This is a genomic window from Streptomyces kronopolitis, assembly GCF_014646275.1.
In the GTDB taxonomy this organism is placed as follows: Bacteria; Actinomycetota; Actinomycetes; order Streptomycetales; family Streptomycetaceae; genus Streptomyces; species Streptomyces kronopolitis.
Genome location: NZ_BMND01000052.1, coordinates 1 through 12,949 on the forward strand (window position 1 = coordinate 1; position 12,949 = coordinate 12,949).

Here is a 12,949-nt window from a genome sequence, read left to right on the forward strand (position 1 = left end):
GCCGGGGGCCGGGCGGCGGGCGGCCGGCGCCCGGCCCGGCCGGTCCCCGGCGGCTGCCGCCGCGAGGCGCAGGTGCCCGCTGCCGCGACGGCGGCGGCCTGCATAAGGTGGCGAGGACAGTGCACGCACGCAGCACCCACCACAGCAGGAGGCCGGCGACCATGAGCGACGCGAATTCCGAGCCGCAGGGGCCCGAGGCGATCGAGCACGCGCACGACCCCGAGGTCCTGCAGCTCGCGGCGAAGGTGTTCGACCTGGCGCGGCACGGTGACACCGACACCGTCGCCGCCTATGTGGACGCGGGCGTTCCCGCCAATCTGACGAACGACAAGGGCGACTCGCTCGTGATGCTGGCGGCGTACCACGGCCACCCGGCCACCGTGGAGGCGCTGTTGCAGCGCGGCGCCGACGCCGACCGCCCCAACGACCGCGGCCAGACCCCGCTGGCCGGCGCGGTCTTCAAGGCCGAGGACGAGGTCGTCAAGGTCCTGGTGGCGCACGGCGCGGACCCGTCGGCGGGCACTCCCTCGGCGATCGACACGGCCCGGATGTTCGAGAAGACGGAGCTGCTGAAGCTGTTCGGGGCGGAGTGAGCCGACCCGGCGGACGGAAACGGGCGGGTGGGGCCGGCCGGGCAGATGCCCGGCCGGCCCCACCCGTGTTTGACCTCAAGTCCGCTTGAGGTCCTAGCGTCGGGCCCCGACGGCGCCCCGGCCGTCACCGACTCACGCGCCGCCGCCCCGCGCCGGCCAGGGAGGGCCCCGCATGTCCGAGCATCCGTACCGCCTCGCAGTGATCGTCGGCAGCATCCGGGAGGGCCGGTTCGCGCCCGTCATCGCGACCTGGTTCGCCCGGCACGCCGCCCGCCACCCGCACATCGACGTGGACGTCATCGACCTCGACGAGGTCCGCCCGTACACCCTCCGGCACGGCAGCGAGGAGTACGCGTCCTTCGCCAAGCGCGTGGACGAGGCGGACGCGTTCGTCGTGATCACCCCGGAGTACAACCACTCCTTCCCCGCCCCGCTCAAGCACGCCATCGACCTGCTGCACACCCAGTGGCAGGCCAAGCCGGTCGGCTTCGTCTCGTACGGCGGGATCTCCGGCGGCCTGCGCGCCGTGGAGCAACTGCGGCTGGTCTTCGCCGAGTTGCACGCCACGACGGTCCGCGACTCGGTGAGCTTCGCGCTCGCCGGCAACCTCTTCGACGACGCCGGCGAACTGCGCGCCCCGGCCGCCGCCACCCAGGCCGCCGACACCCTGCTCCACCAGCTGACCTGGTGGGCCGTGACCCTCCGCGAGGCCCGCGCCACCCGGCCGTACGGGGGCTAGCGGCCACCGGGGCGGGCCCTCGGCATCCGTCACGTCGCCGTGCGCGGTCGCGCCGCCCCCGGCCGCGCACGACGGTGCAGTGGTCAGCGCCTCGCCACCGCGCACGGTGCGGTCGTCAGCGCCTCGCCGTCGCGACATGCAGGTGCATCCCGCACGGAATGCGCCCGTCCGGCAGCGCCAGGGCCGCCGACTCCGCCTCGAAGCGGGCCCGCAGCTCCGCCAGGACGGAGGCATCGAGCGGCCCGGCGTCGTAGTAGGCGGCCACGGTGCGCCACACCTGCTCGGGCGGGCCGGTCAGGTCGATCCGTACCGTCTCCCACTCCACCGGCCCGAAACCGGCCGGCCGGAACACCTCGTCGAAGCCTTCGGCGGTCCGCAGCCGCCGGTCACCGAGGCGCGGGATCCGCTGCTCCTCGGGCACCGCGAGGAACAGCGGCTTGGCCAGCCGCAGGAACAGCTCGCAGGCCTCGCCGCCGGCCGCCCCGCCGCCCAATACGGCGGCCAGCGTGCCGCCCGGCTCCAGCACCCGGGCCAGCTCCGCCGCGACCTGTTCCGCCTCCCCCATCAGCATCAGCGCCATGTGGGACACGCACCCGTCGAACCAGCCGTCCTGGAAGGGCAGTTGCTGCGCCCGCCCCACCCGGAGATCGGCCCGGCCGACGCCCGGCCGGCGGCGCGCCAGCGTCAGCTCCTCGGCGGACAGGTCGAGCCCGGCGAGCTCCCGCGGGGCACCCCCGTCCCGCCCGGCGAGGAGTTCGAGCAACAGCCCGTCGCCGCACCCCAGATCCAGCACCCGCTCGCACGCCGCGACCCGGTCCCGCAGGATCCGGTAGCCGGAACGACCGTCCTCGGCCCGCCCGTGCGCCATGGCCCGCGCGGTCACCGCGGGGTGCGCGGCATGAAAGGCCCGCAGAAACTCTTCCTGATCGGTCGTCATCCCACCGATCCTAGGAGCCCGCCCCGCACCGGCCGCACCATGGCCGAAAGCCAACTCCCGCTCTCCCCCACCGATTTCTCACCCCAGCGAGGGCCGCTCCTGCAGTGCCCATCCGTTGCCGTCCGGATCGCTGAAGTAGACGAACGAGTTCCACGCGCCGCCGGGACCGTCGACCAACCTCCCGTTCTCGACATGCTGGACCGGACCGACCGCCACACCCCGCTCGGCCAGCTCCGCACGCGCCGAGGCGATATCGGGCACCACCAGCTGCAGCCCGTGCACCGCCCCCGGCCGCGCTCCCGGGTCCTCGACTCCCGCCCCGATCACGATCGAGCAGCCCGATCCCGGCGGCGTCAGCTGCACGATCCGGACCTCGCCGCCGACGGACATGTCGTGATCGACCGCGAAGCCCATCTGCTCGCTGTAGAAGCGCTTCGCCCGTTCCACGTCGGCGACCGGAATCGGCACCAGTTCCAGCTTCCAGTCCATGGCACGCCGCCCTTCCGCTCGGCCGGCGGCCCAGGAGCGACGGCCGCGGGCACCGGCTTGCCGCGCTGCAAAAAGTCTAGGCAGCGAGACGCGGACGCGCGCAGGCGTGGCACAGCGAACACGTTCCGTGGCGGGGAGTCACGGCCCCGCCGCGCACCGGACGCGCTCCGCCCCGCCAAGCCCACGACGGCGCCGGGGCCACACGCCGCCCCCGCCCGTCACCTCACCTCACCTCACCTCACGCCTCCACGAACGCGATGCTGGCCTCGTCGTACCGCGTCCCGGCGATCCGGCCGGCGGGGGCGGCGGCATCGATCGCGGTGAGTTCCTCGGCGGTCAGCTCCAGGGCCAGGGCGCCGAGGTTCTCCTCCAGGTATTTCTGCCGCCGGGTGCCGGGGATCGGCACCACGTCGTCGCCGCGGTGCTGCACCCAGGCCAGCGCGAGCTGCCCGGCGCTGACGCCCTTCTCGGCGGCGATCTCGTCGAGCTTCTCCACGATGGCCAGGTTCTGCTCCAGATTGCCGTCGGCGAAGCGCGGCTGGCTGCGGCGCAGATCCGACTCCGGCAGCCCCTCCACGGAGGTGTAGCGCCCGGTCAGGAAGCCCCGGCCGAGCGGGGAGAACGGCACCAGGCCGATGCCGAGTTCACGGCACACCGGAGCGATCTCGTTCTCCAGATCCCGGGTCCACAGCGACCACTCGCTCTGCAGCGCGGCGATCGGATGCACCGCATGCGCCCGCCGGACGGTCGCGGCGCCCGCCTCGGACAGCCCCAGATGCCGCACCTTCCCCGCCGCGACCAGCTCGGCCATCGCACCGACGGTCTCCTCGATCGGCACCTGCGGGTCGACGCGGTGCTGGTAGTAGAGGTCGATGTGGTCGACCCCGAGCCGGCGCAGCGACGCGTCACAGGCCGCCCGCACATAGGCGGCGTCGCCCCGGATCGCCGTCGGCTCACCGAGCCGGTTGGCGAACCCGAACTTCGTCGCCAGCACCACCTCGTCCCGCCGCCCGGCGACGGCCCGGCCGATCAACTCCTCGTTGTGGCCCGCCCCGTAGAAGTCGGAGGTGTCCAGCAGGGTGACTCCGAGGTCGAGCGCCCGGTTGATGGTCGCGATCGACTGCGCGTCATCCGACGCGCCGTACCCGTGGCTCATCCCCATACAGCCGAGCCCCTGCGCGGAAACCGCCAGCCCGCCGAGGTGCCGCGTCGGAATGCTGATGCTGGTCATGATGCTGCTGCCTCCTGAACATGGCCTACAACGAACGGACCCGGCCGGCCCGGCAGCCGCCCTCGGCCACCACCCCGCCCCTGATCCCGCCCCGGACGCTACGAGTTGAAGCACACTCCAAGTCAACAAGGCGACCCGGCCCCGCCGGCTCTCCCCGTGCCGACACGCCCCCGGCAAGGTAGTGTTGACCCTCAGTAGTGGACCGACTCAGGAGGTGAGACCGATTCCCCGCCAGATCAGGCAGGTGCTCCCGGCTCACGCCCGTAGGTCCACCCGACGCAGGTGACCGCACGGCACACGTGACCCGGGATGCGCCCTCGGCGCCCCGAAAGGCCCACATGTCGTCACCTCGTATGCCGTCCCCGTTGTCGTCATCCCGTATATCCCGCGCGCCCGTGCGGCCCGAGCCCCTACCGCGTCGTGCGGAGGGAGCGGCACCGGCCTCGCCGCGCCCTGCCGCGCCCCTCCCCCGTGCCGCCGTCGTCGCCCGGTTGCGTGCCGCCGGCTGCGTGTTCGCGGAGGACGAGGCGGAGTTGCTGCTCTCCGGCGCGCCGTCGGCGGACGCGCTCGCCGCCATGGTGGAGCGCCGGGTCCTCGGCATTCCGCTGGAACACGTCGTCGGCTGGGCGGAGTTCCACGGGCGGCGGGTCGCCGTCGACCCTGGCGTGTTCGTGCCGCGGCGCCGCACCGAATTCCTGGTGGACCAGGCCATCGGCCTCGGGCGCCGGTCCGCCGCCCGCACCGGGCGGCCCCCGGTCGTCGTCGATCTGTGCTGCGGGTCCGGTGCGGTGGGCGCCGTACTGGCCGCCGCGCTGGGCCGCATCGAGCTGTACGCGGCGGACATCGAGCCCGCCGCGGTGCGCTGCGCCCGCCGCACCCTCGCGGCCGCCGGCGGCGAGGTCTTCGCGGGCGACCTCTTCGACGCGCTGCCCGCCGGGCTCCGCGGCCGGATCGACGTCCTGGTGGCGAACGTTCCCTACGTCCCGACCGAGGAGGTCGGGCTGCTGCCGCCCGAGGCCCGTGAGCACGAGCCGCTGGTCGCGCTGGACGGCGGCGCGGACGGGCTCGACGTCCTGCGGCGGGTGACCGCGGCCGCGCCCGCGTGGCTGGCGCCGGAGGGTCAGCTGCTGGTCGAGACGAGCGAGCGGCAGGCGCCGCGGGCCGTCGAGGCCTTCACCCGCCACGGGCTCCTGCCCCGGGTGACCGGCTCCGACGAGCTGTACGCCACGGTCGTCATCGGGACCCGGCCCGCCACCGGGGAGGGCACCCCGTAGCCGTCCCTGGAGCGGGCGGGCGGCGACCCGAACGGTCCCGGCCGATGACTTCCGGGCCGCCGGCCGGTCGTTACAGGCGGAAGAGGAAGGGAGATCCGCCATGTCGGCACACGGACCCGCACAGCAGCCCACGACCACGCTCGACGCCCGCTACAGCTCCGGGCTCAACCCCCGCCCGGGCGCCGCGGACGTCACCGCCACCGAGTGGGCCGAGGCCCGCCGGCACCTGGAAGCCGCCGAGATCTTCTGGGTGTCCACGGTGCGGCCGGACGGCCGGCTGCACGTCACGCCCGTGCTCGCCGCCTGGCACGACGGGGTGCTGTACTTCTCCACCGGCGCGGACGAGCAGAAGGCCAGGAACCTCGCCGGTCACCGGCACTGCGCGCTGACCACCGGGCGGAACGCGCTGGCCGAGGGGCTCGATCTCGTCGTCGAGGGCACGGCGGAGCCGGTGGCCGAGCCTGCGGTGCTGGACGAGGTGATCGCGGCGTACGAGGCGAAGTACGGGCCGCGGATCACCTCGCCCGAGGGGCCGTTCCACGGGCTCGGGGAGGCGTTCCGCACGGGGCGCGCGGTGGTGTTCGCGGTCGCCCCGGCCACGGCGTACGGCTTCGGCCGCAACGACGGCGTGTTCACGCACACCCGGTGGGCGTTCTGAGCGGCCGGACCCGCGCCGGGGAGGCCGGACGGCGCGGTCGGTTCAGGCGAGCCAGTCGGTGTAGCGGGTGGGGGCGAGGTGGGCGTCCGGGTCGGTGAGGACGTCGCCCTTGACCGCGGCGAACATGCCGGCGGTGGGGTCGGTGACGACGGTGCGGTCGTCGGCCTGGTGGGCCAGGGTGAGACGGCCCAGGTCGTCCAGGGGGAAGACCTCGGGGCCGGCGATCTTGTGAATGCCGCCCAGCGGCGGCCCCGCGGCGACCTCGGCCACCGCGTCGGCCACGTCCCCGGCGGCGATCGGCTGGATCGGGGTGGCGGGCAGCCGGACGGTGTCGCCATCGGCGGTCCAGGACAGGACCGCGTCCATGAACTCCATGAACTGCGTCGCGCGGACGATGGAGTACGGGACCGGCCCGGCCGCGAGGATCTCCTCCTGGAGCGCCTTGGCCCGGTAGTAGTCCAGCTCGGGCACCTGGTCCACGCCGATGATCGAGAGGATGACGAAGTGGCCCACGCCCGCCTTCCGGGCCGCGGCCAGCAGGTTGTCCATGGAGGTCCGGAAGAAGGCCAGGGAGGCGTCGTCGAAGGTCGGGGAGTTCGTCAGGTTGACGAGGACATCCGCCCCCGCCGCCGCCTCGTCCAGACCCCGGCCGCTGAGGACATCGGTGCCGGTCGACTGCGCGTACGGCACCGCCTCGTGCCCCGCGGCGTTCAGCTTCCTGACGACCTGCGACCCGATCAGCCCGGTGCCGCCGATGACCGCGACCTTCATGTCATGCCTTTCGTCGGGGATTCGTCCGCCATGTGGCACATGATCCCCGTATGGGCGCCTGACGTGAGGCCTGGACCGCGCATCCGGGCGACGGCCGCCGGACGGGCTCCCCGCGCACCCGGAGCCCTCGCCCACCCCACTGGACCACTTCTGCTAGCGCCTTGCTTGCAAAAGTTAGCACCGGCAGGCACCATCGGGGTATGGCATCACTCAACGTCGGCAACCTCGGCGAGTTCCTGCGGGAGCAGCGGCGCACGGCGCGGCTGAGCCTGCGGCAGCTCGCGGATGCCGCCGGGGTGTCCAACCCGTACCTCAGCCAGATCGAGCGCGGCCTTCGCAAGCCGAGCGCGGAGATCCTCCAGCAGCTCGCCAAGGCGCTGCGGATATCCGCGGAGACGCTCTACGTCCAGGCCGGGATCCTGGACGAGCGGCACGGTCTGGACGGGGTCGAGGTGCAGACCGCGATACTCACCGACCCGGCGCTGAACGAGAGACAGAAGCAGGTCCTGCTGCAGATCTACGAGTCCTTCCGCAAGGAGAACGGGCTCGGCACCGCAGACCGGGACACCGCTGCGAGCGGGCCCGGGGTCGGGCGCGGTACGGACACCCCCGGCACAGAGGCCGACGGCGGCCCGCACGCCACCTGAGCAACCGATTCCGTTTCCAGGAGGAAAAACGTCATGGCCATCTCCGATGACCTCCGCAAGACCCTGACCGACGCCACCCCGCTGTACGCGCTGGCCGGCACCGTCGACCTGGCGGCCGAGAAGCTCGGCGAGGTGCCGCAGCTCGTCGAGAAGATCCGCGCCGAGGCGCCCAAGCACTTCGACTCCGTGCGCAGCACCGACCCCAAGGACGTCCAGGCCCTGGTCAGCAAGCAGGCCAAGGACGCCCAGGAGCGGCTGTCGGAGCTGCTGGGCTCGCTGGACGGCGACATCAAGAAGGTCCGCGACCAGGCGCAGGAGCTGGCGCTGCAGAGCGTGGGCCGCGCCGCCGAGGCCGTCGTGCGGGCCCGTGAGGGCTACGAGGAGCTGGCCGAGCGCGGCCGCGGCGCGGTGGCGACCTGGCGCGGCGAGGCCGCCGACCAGGTCGAGGACCTCGCGGTGGCGATCGAGCCGGAGCCGGCGCCGAAGCAGGCGCCCAAGAACTCCCCGAAGCCGCAGGCCACCAACGGGGCCAAGGCGCAGGCCAAGGCCACCCCGGCGACCCAGCCCAAGCCCGCCGCACCGAAGAAGCCGGTCGCGCAGCGCAAGCCGGCGCCGGTGAAGAAGAGCACTCCGCCGTCCGCGAAGTGAGCACGCTGTGACGTCACTCACTCTTCGGTGAGGGCGCCGTACCCGGACAACGGGCCGGGCACACTTCGGGTGCCCGGCCCGTTGTCCGGGTACGGTGGGGCGGCACGGGCGGCAGACGGCCGTGCCGGACCGGGACGAACACGACTGGCGAACGGGCGGTGGACGGCGTGCTGATTTACGGGTTCCAGAGCATTCTGAGCTGGGTGCAGCTCGCCCTGGGCGTCTATGCCGCCGTGATGCTGATCGATGCCGCCGTGCGCCGCGAGGACGCCTACCGCGCCGCGAGCAAGCAGACCAAGGGCATGTGGCTGATCTTCCTCGCGCTGGCCACGGCGCTGCTGTTCATTCTGCCGATCATGTCGTTCCTGCCGGTCATCGGCGTGATCGCGGTGATCGTCTACACCGTTGACGTGCGGCCCGCGCTCCGGGAGGTCTCCGGTGGCGGCAGCGGCCCGCGCCGCGGGGGCTCCAGCTCGGACGGGCCGTACGGCCCCTTCAACGGCGGGCGCTGAGCCCACCCGGCCGGGCCCCGGCCCCCGCTTCCCCGCAGCAGGCCGGCGACGGTCTCCCGCGGCGGTGCGTCAGCTGCGGTCCAGCAGCAGCACGGCGACATCGTCCGTCAGCTCGCCGCCGTTGAGATCGCGTACTTCCCTGACGGAGGCGTCCAGCAGCTCCTCGCCGCTGAGGCCGTCCGCCATCTTGCGGCTGACCAGCTCGGTCATGCCCTCCTGGCCGAGGCGCTGGTTGCCCACCCCGATGCGGCCCTCGATCAGCCCGTCGGTGTACATCATCAGGCTCCAGGAGCCGCCCAGTTCGACCTGCCGGCGCGGCCAGCGGGCGTGCGGCAGCAGGCCGAGCGCCGGCCCGCCGAACTCGTAGGGCAGCAGCCGCGGGCCCTCGCCGGCCCGGGCCAGCAGCGGTGCGGGGTGGCCGGCCAGGCACAGCCCGGCGCGGCGGCCGTCCGCGGAGATGTCGACGGTGCACAGCGTCGCGAAGATCTCGTCGTCCGCGCACTCGTGCTCCAGCACCTTCTGCAGGGTGGCGAGCAGTTCGTCACCGGACAGGCCGGCGAAGGTCAGCGCCCGCCAGGCGATCCGCAGCTCGACGCCGAGGGCGGCCTCGTCCGGGCCGTGGCCGCAGACGTCGCCGATCATCGCGTGGACGGTGCCGTCCGGGGTGCGGACGGTGTCGTAGAAGTCGCCGCCGAGCAGCGCACGGCTGCGGCCGGGGCGGTAGCAGGCGGCGAAGCGCAGGTCGGAGCCGTCGAGCAGGGGCGTGGGCAGCAGGCCCCGCTCCAGCCGGGCATTCTCCTGGGCGAGCATCCGCGACTCGGTGAGCTGGCGCTGGGCCAGGTCGGCGCGTTTGCGTTCGACGGCGTAGCGGACCGCGCGGCTGAGCACCGCGCCGTCCAGTTCGTCCCGGAAGAGGTAGTCCTGGGCGCCGACGCGTACGGCGTCGGCGGCGCGCTCGGCGTCCGTCTCGTAGGTCAGGACGAGGACGGCGTGCGACGGCGCGAGCCGCAGGACGTCGCGCAGAACGCCCAGTTCGTCCCCTTCTGCGGCGTGCCCGTCCCGCTCCGCGCGGTCCTCGGGGGCCTGCGGGGACAGGTCGAGCAGGATGCAGTGCACATCGTCGGTGAGCAGCCGCGACGCCTCGGTGAGGTTGCGGGCGGTGCGCAGGCGCACCTTGCGCCCCGCCCAGTCCCACATCTCGGGGACATGACTGTTGGGGTCCTCGCCGATGAGGAGCAGGGTCAGGCCCTGGTGGGTCGTTCCGTGGTCGGCTGAAATTCGACGGTCGGCCGACTGCGGGAGGGCGGGCTCACCGAGGCCCTGCGCCGCCGGCCGGTCCTCCTGGGCGGCGGCGGGAGCCGGGGCGCGGACGCCCTGGGCCGTCGCGTCCCCCGCGCCCGGCGCCTGGGCGACCCGCGCGGTTTCCGCGCAGGGGTCGTCCACCGGTCCTGCCTGGTGCGGCAGCACGACCGTCCGCTGGTGCGGTACGGGTACGGGCATCGGTCTGCTTCCTTCCCTCCCCCCGAGGGGTGCGGCGGGGCACCGACGGTGCGCCACCGTGCCCGGGTCCCGTCGTCCATCGGTCGAATGGATCGGGTGGCACCGGGCACTGACAGGCGACCATAGCGTCAGTACGGAGTGGGATGGAATGCCCGGCGGCAATCGGCCAACGCCATATGCCGCGACCGATAAGCCATTTGACCTGGAGAGGGTGGAATGCGGAATGACGAACATCACCCCGCTTGAGTGCATTCAGCAACGCGACGGCGACCCTCAGAGAGCAAACAAACAGGTCATTTATCGCCGGGTGTGAGCCGCGCCATCGTCTCCGGCATCACCGTCGGGGCGTACGACACCGAGGATCGGCATCGAACCGGCACCGGTGATCGTCACCTGCCGGCCGGGGCGCGGCGCATGCACAATCGCGCCGTCACCGAGATACATCCCGACATGACTGGCATCGGAGAAATAAATAATCAGATCGCCCGGCCGCATGTCCTTGAGGTCGACCCGGGGAAGTTGCCGCCACTGTTCCTGTGAGGTCCGCGGAATCGTCCGGCCGGCGGCCTGCCACGACCGCAGGGTCAGCCCGGAGCAGTCGAAGGTGTCCGGCCCTTCCGCGCCCCACACATAGTCCTTGCCGATCTGCGCGGTGGCGTACGAAATCGCCTTCTTGCCGTCGGCCGAGGCCTTGTTGCTGATGTCTTTGAGGATGCCGGAGTCGAGCCACTTCTGCTGCTCGCGGAAGGCCTGCGCGTCCTCCAGCTTCTTCAGCCGGTCCTTTTCCTTGGCGGCCAGCCGGGATTCCAGCTGCTTTGCCTCATCGATCTGCTTCTTGATGTCCCGCTGAGCGCTTTCCTTCTTCTTGCGGTTCGCCTCCAGCTTCTCCCAGCGGTCCGTGGCGGAGTCCGAATACCGCTGCAAGTCGCCTTTGAGATGCGCCAGTTGGCTGACCACTCGCTTTGCGGCGAGCTGTCCCTTCCGGGCCAGGGTGGCGTTGTCGAGAAAGCCGGCCGGATCGGCGTTCAGCATCAGTTTCGCCTCGGCGGGCAGCCCGCCGCCGCGGTACTGGGCGCTGGCCAGCGCGCCCGCCTGCCGCTTGAGAGCGGACAATTTCTGCTGGGTGGTGTCGATAGTGCGCGCCAGCTGGACGATTTCCTTCTGCTGGACGTCGACCTGTTCCTTCGCGGCGTTATAGGCGTCGGTGGCCTGCTCGGCCTTGCGGTACAGGGCGTCGATCTTCTTGCGCACCTCGTCGAGGTGGCGGGCCTCGGCGTCCGCGGGCCTCACCGGGTCCGCGGCCGGGCTCCTGCGGGCCTGGGCGTGAGCGGTCGCCGCCGTGCCGCCGAGCAGCCCCGTCACGCACAGGACGACGGCGGTGCACGCCATCAGCCGGCCGCCCCGCCCGCCCCGCCCGCCCGGAGCTCCCGGAACATCCCGAACGCCCTGCCGTGCCCCCTGGCTCCCCACCAGCCACCTCCGGTCGTTGCGCACGCATTCGCGACGTCTCAGGCGCGGATGCTGCCATACCGGCCGGTAATCCAACAGGGCGACGTGCCGGTTTCCACCCCTCGGACGGCACTTATCGGCCCGCACTCAGCCGATGGCCGAGGTTCACCCTGCGTTCACTCTCCTCCATCGGCCGCTTCACCTGATCTACCTAATTTCAGCCCTACCGAGTGCGCGTCCCCCATGGCACAAGCGCAGTACGGCCGGCTTCCGCCGTGAACGCGGCAGCCATCCCACACTCACGCACGCCGACGAAGCGGCGCGCCCCAGGAAGGAACTCTCGACAGTGAAGCTTCAGCGCAAGAACCGGGTTCGCGCCCTCGCCGTTGGCGCTCTCGCCGTCTCCGGTGCCCTGGCCCTGACCGCGTGCGGCTCCGACGACACCTCCGGCGGTGGCGCCGCCGCCGCCAAGACGTCGAACATCAAGTGTGACGGCAAGGGCAAGCTGCTCGCGTCCGGCTCGTCCGCGCAGAAGAACGCCATGGACGTCTGGGTGCAGAACTACTCGGGCGCCTGCAAGAGCACCGAGATCAACTACCAGCCGACGGGCTCCGGCGCCGGCGTCACGACCTTCCTGCAGGGCCAGACCGCCTTCGCGGGCTCCGACTCGGCCCTCAAGCCCGACGAGATCGCCAAGTCCAAGAAGGTCTGCAAGAACGGCCAGGCGGTCGACCTGCCGATGGTCGGCGGCCCGATCGCGGTCGGCTACAACGTCCCCGGCGCGGACAACCTCGTGCTGGACGCCCCGACCCTGGCGAAGATCTTCGACTCGAAGATCACCAAGTGGAACGACGCCGCGATCAAGAAGCTGAACCCGGGCGCCAAGCTCCCGGACCTCAAGATCCAGGCGTTCCACCGCTCGGACGACTCGGGCACCACCGACAACTTCACCAAGTACCTCAAGGGCGCCGCCCCGGGTGACTGGAAGCACGAGCCGGCGAAGAAGTGGGAAGGCACCGGCGGCCAGGCGGCCTCCGGCTCGGCCGGCGTCTCCTCGCAGGTCAAGCAGACCGCCGGGGCGATCTCCTACTTCGAGCTGTCCTACGCGACGGCCGGCAAGATCCCCACGGTCAAGCTGAACACCGGCGCCAAGCAGCCGGTCGACGCCACCGTCGACAACGCCTCGAAGGCCATCTCCGAGGCCAAGCAGGTCGGCAAGGGCGACGACCTGGCCCTGCAGCTCAACTACACCACCAAGGCCGAGGGCGCCTACCCGATCACCCTGGTGACGTACGAGATCGCCTGCGACAAGGGCAACAAGGCCGAGACGCTGCCCGCCACCAAGTCCTTCCTGACCTACGTCGCCAGCAAGGACGGCCAGAGCACCCTCAAGGCCCTTGGCTACGCCCCGCTGCCCACCGAGATCGCCGACAAGGTGCGCGCAAGCGTCGCCAAGCTCTCCTGACCCACCGGGCGGCGGCCCACCGGCCGCCGTACGACC

The 12,949-nt window shown here is 72.2% G+C and carries 14 protein-coding genes; 8 read left to right on the forward strand and 6 right to left on the reverse strand.

Annotated features, from left to right (window positions below):
* Window positions 1-161 precede the first annotated feature (161 nt).
* Together IEY78_RS31360 and IEY78_RS31365 are read left to right on the forward strand one after the other, a co-directional pair.
* Complete coding sequence (locus tag IEY78_RS31360; protein ID WP_189104125.1) at window positions 162-593, forward strand: ankyrin repeat domain-containing protein; 432 nt, start codon at window positions 162-164, stop codon at window positions 591-593.
* A 172-nt stretch (window positions 594-765) separates the two neighbouring features.
* The gene (locus tag IEY78_RS31365; RefSeq protein ID WP_189104127.1) at window positions 766-1,332 is read left to right on the forward strand and encodes an NADPH-dependent FMN reductase; all 567 of its coding nucleotides are present in this window, start codon (window positions 766-768) and stop codon (window positions 1,330-1,332) included.
* A gap of 115 nt (window positions 1,333-1,447) precedes the next feature.
* Here IEY78_RS31365 and IEY78_RS31370 read toward each other — a convergent pair whose 3' ends face one another.
* The 3 genes from IEY78_RS31370 to IEY78_RS31380 form a co-directional block, all read right to left on the reverse strand.
* Window positions 1,448-2,269, reverse strand: a complete 822-nt coding sequence (locus tag IEY78_RS31370; RefSeq protein ID WP_189104129.1) for a class I SAM-dependent methyltransferase — start codon at window positions 2,267-2,269, stop codon at window positions 1,448-1,450.
* Window positions 2,270-2,347: 78 nt separating this feature from the next.
* Complete coding sequence (locus tag IEY78_RS31375) at window positions 2,348-2,758, reverse strand: VOC family protein (RefSeq protein ID WP_189104132.1); 411 nt, start codon at window positions 2,756-2,758, stop codon at window positions 2,348-2,350.
* Window positions 2,759-2,996: 238 nt separating this feature from the next.
* Window positions 2,997-3,989, reverse strand: coding sequence for an aldo/keto reductase (locus IEY78_RS31380; protein ID WP_189104134.1), 993 nt, complete (start codon window positions 3,987-3,989; stop codon window positions 2,997-2,999).
* A 353-nt stretch (window positions 3,990-4,342) separates the two neighbouring features.
* On the opposite strand from IEY78_RS31380, the gene IEY78_RS31385 reads away from it, so the two are divergent.
* Both IEY78_RS31385 and IEY78_RS31390 read left to right on the forward strand, forming a co-directional pair.
* A complete protein-coding gene (locus IEY78_RS31385) occupies window positions 4,343-5,263 on the forward strand; it encodes a putative protein N(5)-glutamine methyltransferase (protein ID WP_373294283.1) in 921 nt (306 codons plus the stop codon).
* Window positions 5,264-5,363: 100 nt separating this feature from the next.
* Window positions 5,364-5,921: a pyridoxamine 5'-phosphate oxidase family protein gene (locus tag IEY78_RS31390; RefSeq protein ID WP_189104138.1), complete on the forward strand. Its 558-nt coding sequence runs from the start codon at window positions 5,364-5,366 to the stop codon at window positions 5,919-5,921.
* A 42-nt stretch (window positions 5,922-5,963) separates the two neighbouring features.
* Here IEY78_RS31390 and IEY78_RS31395 read toward each other — a convergent pair whose 3' ends face one another.
* Complete coding sequence (locus IEY78_RS31395; protein ID WP_189104139.1) at window positions 5,964-6,692, reverse strand: SDR family oxidoreductase; 729 nt, start codon at window positions 6,690-6,692, stop codon at window positions 5,964-5,966.
* A 200-nt stretch (window positions 6,693-6,892) separates the two neighbouring features.
* Here IEY78_RS31395 and IEY78_RS31400 point away from each other — a divergent pair, with 200 nt between their 5' ends.
* The 3 genes from IEY78_RS31400 to IEY78_RS31410 all read left to right on the forward strand — a co-directional run bounded on the left by IEY78_RS31400 (window position 6,893) and on the right by IEY78_RS31410 (window position 8,499).
* The gene (locus tag IEY78_RS31400) at window positions 6,893-7,339 is read left to right on the forward strand and encodes a helix-turn-helix domain-containing protein (protein WP_189104141.1); all 447 of its coding nucleotides are present in this window, start codon (window positions 6,893-6,895) and stop codon (window positions 7,337-7,339) included.
* Window positions 7,340-7,372: 33 nt separating this feature from the next.
* A complete protein-coding gene (locus IEY78_RS31405) occupies window positions 7,373-7,987 on the forward strand; it encodes a hypothetical protein (RefSeq protein WP_189104143.1) in 615 nt (204 codons plus the stop codon).
* Between the two features lie 167 nt (window positions 7,988-8,154).
* A complete protein-coding gene (locus IEY78_RS31410) occupies window positions 8,155-8,499 on the forward strand; it encodes a DUF2516 family protein (protein ID WP_189104145.1) in 345 nt (114 codons plus the stop codon).
* A gap of 69 nt (window positions 8,500-8,568) precedes the next feature.
* On the opposite strand, the gene IEY78_RS31415 is transcribed toward IEY78_RS31410, so the two are convergent.
* Entirely contained in the window at window positions 8,569-9,999 is a 1,431-nt protein-coding gene (locus tag IEY78_RS31415; RefSeq protein WP_189104147.1) for a PP2C family protein-serine/threonine phosphatase, read from the reverse strand.
* 297 nt (window positions 10,000-10,296) lie between these two features.
* A complete protein-coding gene (locus tag IEY78_RS31420; RefSeq protein ID WP_189104149.1) occupies window positions 10,297-11,388 on the reverse strand; it encodes a C40 family peptidase in 1,092 nt (363 codons plus the stop codon).
* A gap of 406 nt (window positions 11,389-11,794) precedes the next feature.
* On the opposite strand from IEY78_RS31420, the gene pstS reads away from it, so the two are divergent.
* Entirely contained in the window at window positions 11,795-12,913 is a 1,119-nt protein-coding gene (gene pstS / locus IEY78_RS31425; RefSeq protein WP_189104151.1) for a phosphate ABC transporter substrate-binding protein PstS, read from the forward strand.
* Window positions 12,914-12,949 lie beyond the last annotated feature (36 nt).